At 44.0% G+C, this 17,404-nt stretch carries 16 protein-coding genes and 1 riboswitch; of the genes, 12 read left to right on the top strand and 4 right to left on the bottom strand.

Annotation, left to right across the window (positions count from 1 at the left end; translation table 11 throughout):
* Window positions 1-39: 39 nt before the first annotated feature.
* The 4 genes from lpxC (at window position 40) to pheA (ending at window position 4,517) form a co-directional block, all read left to right on the top strand.
* The gene (gene lpxC, locus DK430_RS10610) at window positions 40-957 is read left to right on the top strand and encodes a UDP-3-O-acyl-N-acetylglucosamine deacetylase (RefSeq protein WP_109079034.1); all 918 of its coding nucleotides are present in this window, start codon (window positions 40-42) and stop codon (window positions 955-957) included.
* 129 nt (window positions 958-1,086) lie between these two features.
* Entirely contained in the window at window positions 1,087-1,347 is a 261-nt protein-coding gene (locus tag DK430_RS10605) for a hypothetical protein (protein WP_109079033.1), read from the top strand.
* A 339-nt stretch (window positions 1,348-1,686) separates the two neighbouring features.
* Complete coding sequence (ushA, locus tag DK430_RS10600; protein ID WP_109079032.1) at window positions 1,687-3,327, top strand: bifunctional UDP-sugar hydrolase/5'-nucleotidase UshA; 1,641 nt, start codon at window positions 1,687-1,689, stop codon at window positions 3,325-3,327.
* A gap of 26 nt (window positions 3,328-3,353) precedes the next feature.
* A complete protein-coding gene (gene pheA / locus DK430_RS10595; protein WP_109079031.1) occupies window positions 3,354-4,517 on the top strand; it encodes a prephenate dehydratase in 1,164 nt (387 codons plus the stop codon).
* A gap of 67 nt (window positions 4,518-4,584) precedes the next feature.
* Here the strand turns inward: pheA and DK430_RS10590 are convergent, their stop codons facing one another.
* The gene (locus DK430_RS10590) at window positions 4,585-5,220 is read right to left on the bottom strand and encodes a tellurite resistance TerB family protein (RefSeq protein ID WP_109079030.1); all 636 of its coding nucleotides are present in this window, start codon (window positions 5,218-5,220) and stop codon (window positions 4,585-4,587) included.
* 164 nt (window positions 5,221-5,384) lie between these two features.
* Between DK430_RS10590 and htpG the strand changes: the two genes are divergently transcribed.
* The 5 genes from htpG to DK430_RS10565 all read left to right on the top strand — a co-directional run bounded on the left by htpG (window position 5,385) and on the right by DK430_RS10565 (window position 10,026).
* Window positions 5,385-7,265 carry a molecular chaperone HtpG gene (gene htpG, locus DK430_RS10585; protein ID WP_162616837.1) on the top strand — a complete coding sequence of 627 codons (1,881 nt, stop codon included), beginning with the start codon at window positions 5,385-5,387 and terminating at the stop codon, window positions 7,263-7,265.
* Window positions 7,266-7,343: 78 nt separating this feature from the next.
* Complete coding sequence (locus DK430_RS10580; protein ID WP_109079028.1) at window positions 7,344-7,688, top strand: ArsC family reductase; 345 nt, start codon at window positions 7,344-7,346, stop codon at window positions 7,686-7,688.
* A gap of 65 nt (window positions 7,689-7,753) precedes the next feature.
* Window positions 7,754-8,182 carry a hypothetical protein gene (locus DK430_RS10575; protein ID WP_109079027.1) on the top strand — a complete coding sequence of 143 codons (429 nt, stop codon included), beginning with the start codon at window positions 7,754-7,756 and terminating at the stop codon, window positions 8,180-8,182.
* Between the two features lie 28 nt (window positions 8,183-8,210).
* A complete protein-coding gene (gene dapE / locus DK430_RS10570) occupies window positions 8,211-9,344 on the top strand; it encodes a succinyl-diaminopimelate desuccinylase (protein WP_109079026.1) in 1,134 nt (377 codons plus the stop codon).
* Between the two features lies 1 nt (window position 9,345).
* Window positions 9,346-10,026 carry a M15 family metallopeptidase gene (locus DK430_RS10565; protein WP_109079025.1) on the top strand — a complete coding sequence of 227 codons (681 nt, stop codon included), beginning with the start codon at window positions 9,346-9,348 and terminating at the stop codon, window positions 10,024-10,026.
* An 86-nt stretch (window positions 10,027-10,112) separates the two neighbouring features.
* On the opposite strand, the gene DK430_RS10560 is transcribed toward DK430_RS10565, so the two are convergent.
* Window positions 10,113-13,223 (bottom strand): DUF2339 domain-containing protein, encoded by a 3,111-nt coding sequence (locus DK430_RS10560; RefSeq protein WP_109079024.1) that lies wholly within the window; start codon window positions 13,221-13,223, stop codon window positions 10,113-10,115.
* A gap of 313 nt (window positions 13,224-13,536) precedes the next feature.
* Between DK430_RS10560 and nudF the strand changes: the two genes are divergently transcribed.
* The 3 genes from nudF to queC all read left to right on the top strand — a co-directional run bounded on the left by nudF (window position 13,537) and on the right by queC (window position 15,845).
* Window positions 13,537-14,160: an ADP-ribose diphosphatase gene (gene nudF, locus DK430_RS10555; protein ID WP_109079023.1), complete on the top strand. Its 624-nt coding sequence runs from the start codon at window positions 13,537-13,539 to the stop codon at window positions 14,158-14,160.
* A gap of 54 nt (window positions 14,161-14,214) precedes the next feature.
* The gene (cpdA, locus tag DK430_RS10550) at window positions 14,215-15,039 is read left to right on the top strand and encodes a 3',5'-cyclic-AMP phosphodiesterase (protein WP_109079022.1); all 825 of its coding nucleotides are present in this window, start codon (window positions 14,215-14,217) and stop codon (window positions 15,037-15,039) included.
* Window positions 15,040-15,125: 86 nt separating this feature from the next.
* Window positions 15,126-15,170, top strand: a riboswitch (PreQ1 riboswitch).
* A 3-nt stretch (window positions 15,171-15,173) separates the two neighbouring features.
* The gene (gene queC / locus DK430_RS10545) at window positions 15,174-15,845 is read left to right on the top strand and encodes a 7-cyano-7-deazaguanine synthase QueC (protein WP_109079021.1); all 672 of its coding nucleotides are present in this window, start codon (window positions 15,174-15,176) and stop codon (window positions 15,843-15,845) included.
* A gap of 138 nt (window positions 15,846-15,983) precedes the next feature.
* Here queC and DK430_RS10540 read toward each other — a convergent pair whose 3' ends face one another.
* Together DK430_RS10540 and DK430_RS10535 are read right to left on the bottom strand one after the other, a co-directional pair.
* Window positions 15,984-16,553, bottom strand: a complete 570-nt coding sequence (locus DK430_RS10540) for a Dps family protein (RefSeq protein ID WP_109079020.1) — start codon at window positions 16,551-16,553, stop codon at window positions 15,984-15,986.
* A gap of 132 nt (window positions 16,554-16,685) precedes the next feature.
* Window positions 16,686-17,336, bottom strand: coding sequence for a transferrin-binding protein-like solute binding protein (locus DK430_RS10535; protein WP_109079019.1), 651 nt, complete (start codon window positions 17,334-17,336; stop codon window positions 16,686-16,688).
* Between the last annotated feature and the right edge of the window lie 68 nt (window positions 17,337-17,404).

The following is a 17,404-nucleotide window of genomic DNA, read 5'->3' as shown; positions in this document are numbered from 1 at the left end:
ATGATTATCTTGTGATAACAGCAAGTTAAGAGAAAAGTTATGATTAAACAAAGAACATTAAAACAAAGCATAAAAGTTACCGGTGTAGGATTACACAGTGGTAATAAAGTGACGTTAACTTTACGTCCGGCAATGCCGAATACCGGTGTTGTTTATTGTCGTACCGATTTGAATCCACCGGTCACTTTTCCGGCGAATGCTAATGCGGTTCGCGACACAATGCTTTGTACTTGTTTAGTGAATGAACAAGGTGTGCGAATTTCGACAGTCGAGCATTTAAATGCAGCACTGGCGGGGCTTGGCATTGATAATATTATTATTGAAGTGGATGCACCTGAAATTCCGATTATGGACGGTAGTGCAAGTCCATTTATTTATTTGTTACTGGATGCAGGTATTGAAGAGCAAAACGCACCGAAGAAATTCATCCGTATTAAACAAAAAGTGCGTGTTGAAGACGGCGACAAGTGGGCGGAGTTTTCGCCTTATAATGGCTTCCGCTTGAACTTCACAATCGATTTCAACCATCCGGCAATCAGTAAAGATGTGCGTAATTATGTGATGGATTTTTCCGCACAGGCGTTTGTACAACAAATTAGCCGCGCAAGAACTTTTGGCTTCATGAAAGATATTGAATACCTTCAGTCTCAAGGTTTGGCACTAGGTGGTAGTTTAGACAATGCAATCGTATTGGATGATTATCGTATTCTGAATGAAGATGGTTTACGCTTTAAAGACGAATTAGTCCGTCACAAAATGTTAGATGCTATCGGTGATTTATATATGTGCGGTTATAACATCATCGGTGATTTCAAAGCCTATAAATCAGGTCATGGGTTGAATAACAAATTATTGCGTGCTGTGTTGGATAATCAGGAAGCATGGGAGTTTGTTACCTTTGAGGACAAACAGCAGGTTCCCCAAGGTTATGTTGCTCCGGCGCAAGTTTTAATTTAATGAAAACTATCTTAAAAGCTATATTTCTTTTGAAATATAGCTTTTTTTTATCCGTAAAAGTGCGGTCCGAAATTTAAGTGTTTTTGTATATCGAACGGCTAGCCGGTAGTTGTTTAATAAGGAAACCAAATGAAGAAATACATTTTTCTGTTTTTATTCGGCTTATCCAATATGGTCTTTGCAGGAAGCGATGTGATTGCTGATATTGTTGCTTGTAAAACTGCTGAAGATAAAGATTTAAAACTCATTTTTGTACCTGAAAATCAGATGCTTAGCTTATCTTTTGATAATGCGCTGATCGTTGAGACTACGATGGATAAAATCTATCTGCAACCTTATGCAACGGAAAGTACTCTATATTTTCCGCCGAAATCCGGCGATAATCGTTGATTTGTTATCAGAGAACGTGCCAATAATAATGGCTATACCGATATTTCGTTTGATATTTGCCAAGACCAAAGCGGAAAACTGATTAATCGTTATGAATGTAAAAAAGAAACGATTTCATCCATGTTAATGGCATTTTCTGCGGAGGGGAGAGAAGTGCCTGAGAATATTGAAACCCTTATGTCCGAATAGATGTGCTAAAGTGAGGTCACAAAATCCAAAGGATTTTGAGCGTAGGCTTTGTCAACAGCTCCGAAGGAGCGAATAAATCACAGCGTTTTTTAATTGCTATATTTAAGAGTAAATTGAGTGAATTTACGAACACAACAGGAGTATCTCGTCATGCAGAAAGTCTTTAAAATTTTACCTCTAATCCTTGTTACCTCTACGGCGATGGCTTATGAGCAGGGCAAGACTTATCAATTTACCGTTTTGCATTCCAATGACACACACGGACATTTTTGGCCAAATGATAAAGGCGAATACGGTTTTGCTGCACAAAAAACCTTAGTGGATAACGTAAAAAAAGAAGTGGAAGCTAAAGGTGGTTCTGTGGTGGTTTTGCACGCGGGCGATATTAATACGGGCGTACCGGAATCTGATATGCAAAATGCCGAACCGGATATTATGGCGATGAATGCTATCGGTTATGAGGCTATGGCGCTCGGCAACCATGAATTTGATGGTCCGTTGCAATTACTTGAAATGCAGGAAAAATGGGCGAAATTCCCGTTCTTGTCCGCTAACGTATTTTATAAATCTACGGGCAAACCGTTAGTCAAACCTTACACGGTTTTAGATAAACAAGGATTGAAAATCGCCGTGGTGGGATTAACCACAGAAGATACGGCGAAGCTAGGTAATCCGGAATATCAAGGCAATATCAAATTTACCGATCCGACCACAACGGCAAAATCGACTCTGAAAGAAATCAACGATACCGTTAAGCCGGATGTGCGCATTGCCTTAACCCACATGGGCTATTACTACGACGGGAAACATGGCTCCAATGCACCGGGGGATGTGAGTCTTGCGCGTAATTTGGATAAAGGCGCATTTGATATGATTATTGGTGGTCACAGCCATGATCCTGTGTGCGTGGATGAAAACGGCGTATGGATTAAAGATCATAAACCGACGGACACCTGCAAACCGGATTATCAAAACGGTACATGGATTATGCAAGCCTACGAATGGGGTAAATATCTTGGTCGTGCGGATTTTGAGTTTAAGGATGGCGAACTTAAATTAGTAAATTATCAATTGATGCCGGTGAATTTAAAACAAAAAGTGAAAAAAGCTGATGGCACGACGGAATATGTACTTTATGGCGAAGAAGTGGCGCAAGATCCGGAAATGGTAAAATTGCTGAAACCTTATCAGGACAAAGGCGATAAATTGCTGAATGTCAAAGTGGGTGAACTGAAAGGCAAATTGGAGGGCGATCGTAATGTGATTCGCTTTGAGCAAACCAATTTAGGGCATTTAATTGCTGAAGCGCAACGTCAACGCGCAAAAGCGGATGTGGGCATTATGAATTCCGGCGGCGTACGTGATTCCATTCAGGCAGGCGATGTGACTTACAAAGATATTCTGAAAGTTCACCCGTTCGGAAATATTGTGAGTTATGTGGAATTAAGCGGTCAGGAATTATTAGATTACTTAAACGTTGTAGCATTGAAAGAAGTGGATTCCGGTGCTTATGCGCAATATGCCGGCATTACTATGACCGTTGATCGCCAAAATAAACGCGTGGAAAATGTAAAAATTCAAGGTAAACCGTTAGATTTGAAGAAAACCTACCGCTTGTCCGTGCCAAGCTATAATGCGGCGGGCGGCGACGGTTATCCGGTGTTGACCAAAAATCCGACGTATGTGAATACCGGCTTTATTGACGCGGATGTATTGAAGAAATTCTTTACCGACAATTCACCGCTTGATGCAAGCAAATTTGAACCGAAAAATGCCGTTGTATTCAAGTAAGTTTTGCTTAAGTAAAAGGAAAGGTTATGTCATTGGATTTAAGTGAAATTCGTCAACAAATTACGCAAATTGACCGCAGTTTATTGAAACTGCTTTCTGAACGGCATCGTTTGGCGTTCGATGTGGTGCGCAGTAAAGAGGTGACTCAAAAGCCATTGCGTGATGCGGTGCGTGAAGAGCAGTTGTTGCAAGAGCTGGTGCAGTTCGCGGAAAATGAAAACTATCAGCTTGAACCGCAATATATCACCTCAATTTTCCAGAAAATCATTGAAGATTCGGTATTAACGCAACAGGTTTATTTGCAGAAAAAACTCAATGAACAGCGCGAACAGAATATTCACATCGCTTTTCTCGGTAAGCGCGGCTCCTATTCCCATTTGGCGGCGCGCAATTATGCCACCCGCTATCAAGAGGAACTGGTTGAAATCAGCTGTGCGAGTTTTGAACAGGTGTTTGAAAAAGTACGCAACGGCGAAACGGATTACGGCGTGCTGCCGTTGGAAAATACCACTTCCGGTGCCATTAACGAAGTGTATGATTTATTGCAACATACGGATCTGTTTTTGGTGGGCGAACTGGCATATCCCATCCAACATTGCGTATTGGTCAATGAACAGGATGATTTAAGCAAAATTGATACCCTGTACAGCCACCCGCAAGTCATCCAACAATGTAGCCAATTTATTCAAGGTTTAGATCGGGTTCACATTGAATACTGCGAAAGCAGTTCTCACGCCATGCAGCTGGTTGCCGGTTTAAATAAACCGAATATTGCGGCGTTGGGCAATGAGGATGGCGGCAAGTTGTACGGCTTGAAAGTCTTACAGCGTAATATTGCCAACCAAGAAAACAACATTACCCGCTTTATTGTGATTGCAAAGAAAGCGCACAGCGTCTCCCCGCAAATTCACACCAAAACCTTATTGTTGATGAGCACGGGGCAACAGGCGGGGTCGTTGGTGGATGCGTTGTTGGTGTTTAAAAAGCACAACATTAATATGACCAAGCTGGAGTCGCGCCCGATTTACGGCAAACCGTGGGAAGAAATGTTTTACTTGGAAATCGAAGCCAATATTCATCACCCTGACACGCAAGCCGCCTTGGAGGAATTAAAACAATTCAGTAATAACCTGAAAATTCTGGGTTGTTATCCAAGCGAAATTGTCAAACCGACGAAAATTTCAACGTAAATCCCGAAGAAGAAAAAAGGCATTATCGAATTTTACCGATAATGCCTTTTTTCATTTGAACCCTGAATTAGAATCCGGCTTGTTTTTCCAGTTGTTCTACCAGTTGATCGTCTAATCCCAGCGCTTTGGCTAACTCGGATAAGAACACGATTTCCTTACGGGATAAATCTTGACACACCAAACGCGCGGCTAAATACACGTTTGCGGCAAGTGCGGTGTCATTTCCCACCGTTTTTGCGATCTCGGCAACGCTAATCGGATGCTCGATTTCTTGTGTCAACCATTGACTTAATTCCGTATCGCCGCTTTCTTTCAAAATAAGGGCTTTTTCTTCCTCGCTGATTTCGCCGTCGGAAGCGGCGGCGGCAATCATCGTGCGCAGAATAACGGAGCCTGCATCCGCGTTACTGCCCGAATTTAACACATCAAATTCGGTCTGACTGATGTCCGGTTGCGCGTTTTGTTGGGATTTTTGATAGTTTTGGTAGGCTTGATACGCCATGTTGCCTAAAATCGCCAAAGAGCCTAGTTTGGTTAAGCTGACGCCACCGGAACGTCCTAAAATCATCGATAAAACCCCGGCAAGCGCTGCGCCGCCGCCGACTTTGGTGATATTATCAACAGTGGAATTACCGGTTTCTAAACGGCTTGCGGATTTTTTCGCAAGATTGACGACTTGGTTTAACAGGTTATTAAAATCCATAAAGTTTCCTTATGTTTGTGAGTGGGACTGTATTCAAAGACAAGCGAAACCTAAAAAAATTCCCTGAAAACCGACCGCACTTTTCTTAATGACGGCTCTTGAAATTTTGCCTTCCGCACTTATATCCATAACGTTTTCAATTTATCAACATAAGTAGGAAAAAAATGAGTACAAATCAAGAAACCCGCGGCTTCCAGTCGGAAGTCAAACAACTTCTCCAATTAATGATTCATTCTTTGTATTCCAACAAAGAAATTTTCTTGCGCGAGCTGATTTCCAACGCCTCCGATGCGGCGGATAAACTTCGTTTCAAAGCGCTTTCCAATCCCGATTTATATGCCGGTGACGGCGAATTGCGCGTGCGTATCAGCGCGGATGCCGAAAAAGGCACTCTTACTATCAGCGATAACGGTATCGGGATGACCCGCGAGCAGGTGATCGATCATTTAGGCACGATTGCGAAATCAGGAACAAAAGAATTTTTGACCGCACTTGGGCAAGATCAAGCCAAAGATAGCCAGCTTATCGGTCAATTCGGTGTAGGCTTTTATTCTGCCTTCATCGTTGCCGATAAAGTCACCGTGAAAACCCGTGCTGCAGGTGAATCGGCTGATAAAGGCGTGCTTTGGGAGTCCGCCGGCGAAGGCGAGTATTCCGTGGCGGATATTGAGAAAAAATCCCGTGGTACCGATGTGATTTTGCATTTGCGCGAAGATGAAAAAGAATTCTTAAACGACTGGCGCTTACGTGAAATTATCGGTAAATATTCCGATCATATTGGTTTACCGGTGGAAATGCTGACCAAAGAATATGATGACGAAGGCAAAGAAACGGGCGAAAAATGGGAAAAAATCAATAAATCCGATGCCTTGTGGACACGCGCCAAAAACGACATTTCCGACGAGGAATACAAGGAATTTTATAAACACATCAGCCACGATTTTGCCGACCCGCTTTTGTGGGCGCACAACAAAGTGGAAGGTAATCAGGAATACACCAGCCTGCTTTATGTGCCGTCCAAAGCACCATGGGATTTATTCAATCGCGAGCATAAACACGGCTTGAAACTCTATGTGCAACGCGTGTTTATCATGGATGACGCGGAACAATTTATGCCGAATTATCTGCGTTTTATGCGTGGCTTAATTGACAGCAACGATTTACCGTTAAACGTCTCCCGCGAAATTTTGCAAGATAATAAAGTTACTGCCGCACTGCGCAAAGCCTTAACCAAACGTTCTTTGCAAATGCTGGAAAAACTGGCGAAAGACGATGCGGAAAAATACCAACAATTCTGGCAAGAGTTCGGTTTGGTATTGAAAGAAGGGCCGGCAGAAGATTTTGCTAACAAAGAAGCCATTGCGAAATTGTTGCGCTTTGCTTCAACTCACAATAACGGAGCCGAACAAACGGTGTCGTTGGAAGATTACGTTTCCCGTATGAAAGAAGGTCAAAAGGCGATTTACTACATCACGGCGGACAGCTATGTAGCGGCAAAAAACAGCCCGCACTTGGAATTGTTCAACAAAAAAGGCATTGAAGTGTTATTGCTTTCCGACCGCATTGACGAATGGATGTTGAGCTACTTAACGGAATTTGACGGCAAACCGTTGCAAAGTATCACCAAAGCGAACTTGGATTTAGGCGATTTGGCGGACAAAGAATCCGACGCGCAAAAAGAACAAGACGAAGCTTTTGGTAGCGTGATTGAACGCGTGAAAACCTTGCTTGGCGATCGTGTAAAAGATGTGCGCGTGACCCATAACTTAACGGATACGCCTGCCGTGGTGTCCACCGACAACGATCAAATGACCACGCAAATGGCAAAACTTTTCGCCGCCGCAGGTCAGCATGTACCGGAAGTGAAATATACCTTTGAACTTAACCCGGAACATCATTTGGTGAAAAAAGTCGCAGACATCGCCGACGAAGCGCAATTCGCCGATTGGGTCGAATTGTTGTTGGAACAAGCTATGCTGGCGGAACGCGGTTCATTGGAAAATCCGACAGCCTTTATTAAACGTATCAATAAGTTATTAGGTTAATTTATTTGAGATGAAATAGTATAAGGGTTAAAATCCTCAGTCTGATTAGATTGAGGATTTTTTATTTTAGGAGAAAACATGATCATCGTTTACGGCATTAAAAACTGCGACACTGTGAAAAAAGCTTTGAAATGGCTTGCTGATCACAACATCGAACATAAACTTCACGATTACCGCGTGGATGGCTTAGAGGTAAGTTTTTTAGAAAAAGCGGAAGCGCAATTCGGTTGGGAAAATCTGGTGAATAAACGCAGTACGACGTGGCGTAATTTGGATGAAAGCGTGAAAAATTCATTATCAAAAACGACCGCACTTTCGGTGCTTGCCGAGAATCCAACGTTGATTAAACGCCCGATTATTTTGCAGGAGGGCAAGGCGTTGATTGGGTTTGATGAGAAAAAATATGAAAGTACATTTTGCTAAATGCCATGGAGGTGTATAGATTTTCTGCTTGCTTATTCTATTATTTTAAAAAATGGAGATTAAAAATGAATGCCCCGTTAGCACAACTGACCCGACGATTTTTAGTCGGTAGTGCGCTTATCGCCTTGCTATGTTCTTGCTTATTTAATTTTTTTGTTAAAGAATATTTTGTTTCTGTTTTTCTTATTTCATTTTTTCCTTCTTTTATAACTTGGTTAATCTTTATTCTAACCAAAGCAAGAGCCACAACAAGTTATGTGTTATTGGCATTTATTATGCCCTTTTTTATCCCTTTGATTAGCAGCATAGCTTTGTATTTTATGCCTTTCGATGGAGAAACAAATGTTGATCCCGTAACTGGGCTTCGTATGCTTTTTGCACTGCCTGACATTGAGGCGATAGCTTGGCTTTATATTATCTTGGCATCGCCTTGTGTCGGTTTAGGCTTGGCTCAAGCCATCTTAGCTGCATGGAGTTTGCCAGAGAAGGCATAAAGTGCGGTCAATTTTCGAGGTGTTTTTTATGAAACAAAAAGTGGTTTCTCTGGCGCAGGATTTAATCCGTCGTCCTTCCATCAGTCCAAATGACGAAGGCTGCCAGCAACTGATCGCCGAACGTTTGCAAAAATTGGGTTTTCAAATCGAATGGCTGCCTTTTAATGACACCTTAAATCTGTGGGCGAAGCATGGTTCGGGAGAGCCTGTGATTGCTTTTGCCGGGCATACGGATGTGGTGCCGACAGGCGATGAAAGCCAATGGACGTATCCGCCTTTTGACGCCAAGATCGTGGACGATGTGCTTTACGGGCGCGGGGCGGCGGATATGAAAGGTTCGCTGGCAGCAATGATCGTGGCAGCGGAAGAATACGTCAAAGCCCATCCTAATCATCAGGGCACAATCGCGTTATTGATCACTTCTGATGAAGAAGCCGCCGCCAAAGACGGCACGGTGCGCGTGGTGGAAACGCTGATGGCGCGCGGTGAAAAAATCACTTACTGCATGGTGGGCGAGCCGTCCAGTACGCAAACCTTGGGAGACGTGGTAAAAAACGGTCGTCGCGGTTCTATCACGGGCAATCTGTATATTCAAGGCATTCAAGGGCACGTGGCGTATCCCCATTTGGCGGAAAATCCGATTCACAAAGCGGCGCCATTCTTGCAGGAACTCACCACCTACCAATGGGATAACGGCAACGAATTTTTCCCGCCGACAAGCCTACAAATCGCCAATATTCACGCGGGCACGGGCAGTAATAATGTGATTCCGGGTGAGCTTTATGTGCAATTTAATTTGCGTTATTGCACGGAAGTGACGGACGACATCATTAAACAAAAAGTAGCGGAAATGTTGAAAAAGCACGGTTTGACATATCGCATTGAATGGAATCTTTCCGGCAAACCGTTTTTAACCAAACCGGGTAAATTATTGGATTCCGTCACTTCCGCGATTAAACAAATTACGGGCGTGACACCGCAAGCAGAAACGGGCGGTGGTACGTCGGATGGACGTTTTATCGCGCTGATGGGCGCGGAAGTGGTGGAATTCGGCCCGCTCAATGCCACCATTCATAAAGTGAACGAATGTGTGAGCGTCTCCGAGCTTGGCAAGTGCGGTCAGATTTATCATCAAATGCTCGAAAATTTATTGGATAACTAAAATGAAATTAACCCCAGAAATGCTCACCGGCAAATCGCGCGCGCATTTAATCCATTTACCGACGCCACATTCGCCAAATCATTTTTTGCAGGCGGAAGCGGCAAAAGCCTTTCAAGGCTTGCAACAAAGTGCGGTCAAAAATGGCTTTAATTTACAGCCGGCGAGTAGCTTTCGTGATTTTGCTCGTCAACAGCTTATTTGGAACGGTAAATTCAACGGCGAACGCAAAGTGCACGATGATGCAGGCAATGCCTTGGATTTAAGCCAACTGGATGATTGGCAAAAATGTCAGGCGATTTTGCGTTGGTCGGCATTGCCTGGGGCGAGTCGCCATCATTGGGGGACGGAAATTGATATTTTCGATCCTGATTTATTGCCGCAAGGGCAGGTGTTACAGCTTGAACCTTGGGAATATGAAAAGGGCGGTTACTTTTTTGAATTGAGTGAATTTCTCACGGAAAATCTACCGCACTTTGATTTCGCGCTTCCGTTTATGCAGATGCCGAAAAATAAAAAAATCGGGCGCGAGCCTTGGCATATTAGTTATGTGCCGTTGGCGGAACAGGCGGAGAAACAGTTCTCAATGGACGTGTTATTGCAGGTGTGGGAGAAGGAAGACATTGCCGGCAAGACAGTGTTACAACAACATTTAACGGAGATTTTCGAGCAGTATTTCGTGTGATTTTAAAGAAAAAGTGCGGTTGGTTTTCAGATTGTTTTTTGAGTAAAAAACGTTTTGAAAACCAACTGCACTTTTTTTATGTCATGTTAGGCTTTGCTTTCCGTTTGTGCCGCCTTATTTTTGGGCGGTAATGGCGCGAAGTAGCCGACGATGAGCAATAACAAACCAACCACGATGAAGGAGACGATTCGCGCTACGCCGCCGCTATTACCCAATTCCACCAAGAATAATTTGATCACTACCAAAGAGATGAGCGCTGCGCCGCTAAACCAAATAGGTTGCTGCCCCGATCTGTTGCCTTTTAGCATTAACGCGATGGCGCACAGCGTCCAAATTACGGATAAAGTCGCTTGTAAGCCGAAGGAGGCTAAGAGGGTGGCAAGTCGCCATTCGATGCCGTCATAGTGGTGCCATACGCGCATAACCATCACGCTCACCATAAACAAACCGATGCCTGCCATTGCCGCTAAGGCATGCTTTTTGTATTGTGCCGGCACATATAACGTCTGCCATTTCCAAAGCAAATAGATGGTAGCCAAGGAGGCGAGCTCCAACGGATTCAGTATCGGCAAATAAGGCAACGGCGCGCTTGTGCCGTCGGAGATGATATTGCCGAACACCAGCCAACCGGCGAGGAACAATAAGGTCGGCAAAATGCCTTGTTGCAAATAAACGGATTCTAAATTTCGCTGCTGCAAGTAATGGCGACAGCGCATTAATATGCCGAAGGTCATTAACGGCACCAATGCGAAAGAAAGCATGCTCCAGGCATCGGTCAGCGCTTTAAATTCAGCCCATTTTATGCAGAACAGGATGAAATTAATGATAAAAAGATTCAAACCGAGCAGGTGCCAATAGGTTTTAATTTTGTCGTGTAACACCGATGCCATATTACGCAGTTGCCATAAAATCAGGTAATGCAACGCGCAGGCGGCAAGCAAAATCAACAGCCAGTCATAAATATTTTCCGCTGTCACAACGATTTCCGGAATGTAAAAGCCGATGGAAACTAAGGTGAAAAACGGTAAATACGCCAGTTGTACCTTATTCACCAGTTGCCATTGGGAAATTTTGGCGAAAAGCGACAAGAGTGCGAACAGAATGACGATATTACGTCCGATGATAAGCGCCTCATCCAAGAAGGCGACATTCATTAATGCTTGGAAGATGAGAAAGCCGCCGACAATGACATCGATTAGACCCAAGAACGATGCAGCACCGGCAAAATTGGTGTGACGGTATTTCGGATTCGCCGAACTCCAACCGATGAACCACGCGATTATCCCCAATAAGGCAAACAGCAAGGTTTCCGTATTTTGCTCAAAGAAAAAGAAATTGAGCGGAATAAGCGTAATAAACAGAATGACCGTGGCGAAAATCGTTAATAAACGGTTAAACCAACGCCATTGGATCAAGGCGCAAATCACCGCTAAAGCAGCCGTAAGCAGGACTGAGGCGAATGCACTGATGTAGCCTAATGTATGCATGAGTGATGGCTTAAATGCCAATGCCGATAAACTAATGGCGAAAATGGTACCCGTCGCTGCTTTTTCCCATAACGCGGAAACTTGGCTACGATAGTATTGCCAGGCAATGGCGATGGCAAAACCTAATGCAATTACAGAGAAGCTATTGGTTAGATTTCCGTAGAAAATATGAGTTAGCAGGCTGACCGGAATAAAGAACAAGAGGGCGCTTAAGCGTGCCACAGGGGATTTTTGGTAAATACCGAATCCATAAATTAACTCGGCTTCGAGACTCCATAAGACAACGGTTTTCCGTTGCTCGCTGAAGAAATTGCTGAGGCCGATAGTAAAGAACACCAAACTTAGGGCGAACATGGCATGGGCGACAATGTGTAATTTTGCGTTGCGGTTAATCACGAAACCGCAAATGCCATAGAATAAGCCGAAGCCTAAACCCGAATAGAGCATACCGTTGGTGAAATCGTGTGCGATGCCATATTGCATGGCAAAAGAGCTGATGGCACTGCCCACTAACAAACTGCTATCCAACACACCCACTTGTTTTACACCGTTTAACCAATAATGAATTAATTGCCCTAAGGTAGCGTTATTGTATTGTTCCGATAATTCTGATGATTCGGCAGGTTGTAACATGGCGAAACGCCAGACGATGAAGGTGTAAAGGGCTAAATAATACGCCAGGAATAATTGGCAAACGAGGTAAAGTTCCGGTTGGTAATGTTGTGCTCCCCAGCCTCCCACGAGAATGGTGGAACCGACAAAGCCAATTAAATTCAATGAGCGCCAGGATTTAAACCAAGCCACCACGGCAATGCTGGTATTTAATAACGCCAAATAACTAAAAAGAACCAAATAGTTACCGCTACCATCGGAAAGCAGCGCCGGCGATGCCAAGCCGCCGATGAGTGCCACTTGCGCCAAAATGCGGGCATTTTGCACCAACGCCAACACCACCATAATCGCAACCAAGACGACTTGGAATAGGAAAACCAACGACACAGGCAGAAGCTGGTGCAATTTAAAGGTGGCTAGTGAGGTGAGATACAACACACCGATGCCCAGCCCTTGTAACGTCAAGCCATATTCACGCCGGGTATTGCGTAATCGCCAACCGACCAAGCTACAGATGACGCCGGTAACGGCAACGCTTACATAACGGGATTCAACGGAAAAGGAAATGTGTTCGGAAGCAAAGCGTAATAAGAAACTTAGCCCTAAAAATAAAATCACTGCGCCGACTTTGAGAATCGGATTGCCTTTCAGGAACCACTGCCAAATCGGATTCGGTTGATGTGGTTTTGCGCCTTGCTTGCCGGATGGAGCTTGTTCAATCACCACTTGTGGTTTAGGCGTTTCAATGGCAGGGATTTCTGCTTGAATTTCTTCGAACACTTCCGGTGCAGGGGCTTCCGTCGGCAAGTCGCTTTCAGGAGCTTTGGCAAAAGCTTCTTGTGGTGAATACGTTGCAATAGCCGGTTCAGGGGAATCCTCTATTGCCTCGGCTTTTGTTGCCGACTCAACAGGCGGTGGTGGAGCGGATTGTTGTTCCAATAATGTAATCTGGGATTTGAGCTGCGCGATTTCTTTTGCTTGCGCGACAGACTGTGTTTCTAATCGTTTGATTCGGAAATTAGTTTTGCCGCGAAAGTCAATCGCCATGATGATGAGGACGACTGCTAGGGCTAAAATCAGTAATAAAATTTCATCCATAGGAAAGCCTTGCGTTTTTGTTTTGTTTATTGGCTTGCTTTATAGCCTAAAGTTGTTTGAAAAACAATAGGATTCTGAGTTTGGGCGCAGAAAAGTGCGGTCGGTTTTCAGATTGTTTTTCGGAAATGAAAAACGCCTTGAAAACCGACCGCACTTTGTGTTTATGCTTTGTTACATTTCTGTGACACTTTTGCCGGATGTCACAAACTTTTGTGACAGAGTTCAAAAATCTAAAAATTTTGCGAAGAATGGCGTTTTTTTTTGTAACAAATGAAAGTATCCTAGTTGCCGGCAGTAATTTAAGGAGAGAAAGATGTATCAGTTTCAACAATTTACTCAAAACGATATTGAAATTGTAAAGGATGAAACGGTTTATCAAGGTTTTTTTAAGCTAAATAAAGTGCAGTTTCGACATAAACTCTTTAACGGCGGCTGGAGCGGCATCGTTACCCGCGAGCTGTTGATTAAAGGCGCCGCTTCGGCGGTGGTGGCTTATGACCCCGCACAGGATTCGGTGGTGCTTGTCGAGCAAGTGCGTATCGGTGCATACAATCCGACACTGCAACAATCACCTTGGTTGCTGGAATTAATCGCCGGCATGGTGGAAGAAGGTGAAGCGCCGGAACATGTGGCGCTTCGGGAAAGCGAAGAAGAAGCAGGCGCGCAAATTACCGACTTGCAACATTGCTTAAGCGTATGGGACAGCCCGGGAGGCGTGTTGGAACGCATCCATTTATTCGTGGGTAAGGTTGATAGTTCAAGCATTGGCGGTATTCACGGTTTGGCGGAAGAAAACGAAGATATTCGCGTTCATGTCGTAAGTAGGGAAACGGCATATCAATGGGTTTGTGAGGGTAAAATTGATAACGGCATTGCAGTAATGGGATTACAGTGGCTGGAGTTAAATTACCGAAAATTACAAGCGCAGTGGCTGTAAACACACGGCATAGGTAATTTAGACTAAGTTTAATATTAGGAGTAGGAGTTTACTTTGTTAAATACCTATAAATATGACACCCCGCAAGCGGTGTTTCGTATCATTCAAATAACCGACCCCCATTTATTTAAAGATGCAACGGGTGAGTTATTGGGAATTAATACCCAAGCGAGCTTTTCACAAGTGTTAAGCGAAATCCGTCAGCAATCCTATGATTATGATTTGGTGTTAGCCACCGGCGATTTGGTTCAGGACAGCAGCGAAGAAGGTTATCTGCGCTTTTGCGAAAGCGTCAAACCTCTTGAGAAAACCGTATTTTGGATTCCGGGCAATCACGATTTTCAACCGAAGATGTTTGATATTCTCAAACGTGACAACATTTGCGACAAAAAGCACATTTTATTAGGCGAAAATTGGCAAATTCTGCTGTTAGATAGCCAAATCGCCGGCGTTCCGCACGGGCAACTCGGGCAATATCAACTGGATTGGCTAATGGCGAAGTTGAAAGAACATCCACGGCGTTATTCTTTGGTGGTGTTGCATCATCATATTTTATCGACTCATTCCGCTTGGCTGGATCAACATAATCTACGCAATGCGCACGAATTGGCTTACACGCTCGCACCGTTTAATAACGTCAAAGGTATTTTATACGGACACATTCATCAACAGGTGGACGGCGAATGGAACGGTTACAAAGTCATGGCGACGCCATCTACCGGCATTCAGTTTAAACCGGACAGCAACACCTTCGCGCTAGATACCGTGCAACCAGGGTGGCGTGAAATCGAGCTTTACGCCGACGGACGAATCGAAACCCGCGTCAAACGCATTCAACAGAAAACCTTCCTGCCGAATTTACAGGAAGAAGGGTATTGATTGGCTTAAAGTGCGGTCATAAAAAACAACGTTTTTTAAGGGGATTTTTCATCCCCTTATTTCTTTGCTAAAATCCACCGCACTTTTCATCTGTGGTTCGCAACCCTCCCACATAAAAAAACTAAGGACTCACTATGTCAAATCAACCTCAAAAAGCCCTCGTGATTTTCTCCGGCGGGCAAGATTCCACCACTTGTTTATTTCTCGCCATCAAAGCATTCGGCGCAGAAAATGTTGAAGTCATCACCTTTCAATATGGTCAACGCCACGCTATTGAACTGGAAAAAGCCAAATGGATTGCGCAGGATTTAAAAGTCAAACAAACGGTGCTTGACACCAGTGTAATCAAAGCCATTACCCACAACGCCTTAATGGATCCCAACGCACAAATCAGCCAAAAAGATGACGAATTGCCAAACACTTTTGTGGATGGGCGTAACGCCTTATTTCTGCTTTATGCTGCCATTTACGCCAAAAGCCAAGGCATTCGGGTGATTTACACCGGCGTATGCGAAACGGATTTCAGCGGCTACCCCGATTGCCGCGATGTGTTTGTCAAATCCATGAACGTCACCTTAAATCTCGCCATGGATTACCCCTTTGACATTCGCACACCGCTCATGTGGCTGGATAAAAAAGACACCTGGGCACTGGCGGATCAACTCGGTGCATTCGACTACATCCGCCAACATACCCACACCTGTTACAACGGCGTAGAAGGCGGCTGCGGCGAATGTCCGAGCTGTGTTTTACGGGAGCGGGGATTGAAAGCGTATTTGTTAGAAAGGGAAGGAAAAAACGTTTAGAAAAAACACCGCACTTTTGCGACGGAATAGACAAAAGTCAGTTTAATTCAATATGTCATATGAAATTAAACTGACTTTTCGTGAATAAAGGAAAAAACAAAACCCGACTCACGTCGGGTTTGCTTCATTTTATTTTAACTAAATATTACCTGCACCGTTATCCAAATGGGCACGTAAGAACCATTGTAATTTCTCAATAGCGCGGGTTTGTGCCACTAATAAATCTTCGGTAATCGGATCCAATTCGCCAAAGTGCTCCAACACGAAACGGTGGGATTCGATGTTGTGAGTGTAATATTTATCAATTAAACGCAAATGATCTTGTGCGGTTGCACGACCAAGCGGATATTCCGGTGTTTGACGATGCGCTACTAAATTGCCCGGCAAGCCGTTTGGTGATACGCCAAGCGTGGCAATGCGCTCTGCCATTTCATCTACAAATTCACGCACTGCGTCGGTTTGGCTGTCCAACATTTCATGCACCGCGATAAATTGCGGACCGACCACGTTCCAGTGCGCGTGTTTCAAAATCAGGGCTAATTCGTTTAAACCTTGTAAACGGCTTTGCAATGCATCGGCAATAGAATGCCCGGTTTTCACTTCCACGCCCGGCACGGTGTAATCGGCGTTTTTATGCGTATCCGCACTTAATGAACGGTTCACTTCAGTTAGCTTTAAAACAGGGTAGCTGATATTTTCGGTAGTCATCATATTTCTCCTATTGGTTAGTTTTTCATCTGACTTTTAACAGGTGGGGACGTATGATGAGATTTCAAGAAAATTTTTATTGAAAATAAAGAAAAAATACCCACGATTTAGCGTGGGTATTTAATTAGGGGCTTATTGCCAGTTGGCCTTAGCTGAAAATGCGCCGCTGAAGCCTTTTTCTTCGTTGACGTAAATGCCACCCATTTCGTTAGCACCTTTACCAAAGAAAGCTCCTTGCATGGTTGTGCCGTCTTTTGTCCCGTTGAATTGATTGCCGGAAATTTTACCTTCCAACTCGCTGACAACGTTATTTGGATAGCCTGTTGCCAGCAATCTTCCTTCCACTTTTTTCTCATCAAAGTTAGCTGTCATATCAATGCCGACAATTCCCCATCTTGGAGGGTTAATGTCGGAAGCACCTTCATTTAAGGTTTCATTGTTGACATGATAGCTACTTAACCCAAGATAGCGAACTTCTCCTGTGCTTGGAATTTCATTCACCGGTGTTAACTCACCCTGTACATAAACATAGGTTTTGCCATCTTTTTGATTTTGATAAATGCCATTACGGGTACTCTCCATGAATATTAATCCATTAACAAACGCACCTGTACTTAAACGTGTCTCTCCGTTTTTATCTAAATAAGTGTATCCGGGATTTACGCCTTCGGGCGCAATATCAATTGTTTTTCCATTTATATTTAATCTGTCGATATCGTTTGTTGATAATCGATGTGTTTTCGGATTAACAATTCTGTCATTGGCATCACCACTTTTATCCAACGTGCCGTAAAACTCCGTCCTTCAGGGCGGAGATATAAGGCACAAACGGCGTAAGCCGTTTCAAACCT

It is taken from the genome of Aggregatibacter kilianii (assembly GCF_003129965.1).
GTDB classification, from domain to species: domain Bacteria; phylum Pseudomonadota; class Gammaproteobacteria; order Enterobacterales; family Pasteurellaceae; genus Aggregatibacter; species Aggregatibacter kilianii_A.
Note: the sequence above shows the minus strand (reverse complement) of the source record. Positions and strands in the feature narration are given on the sequence as shown.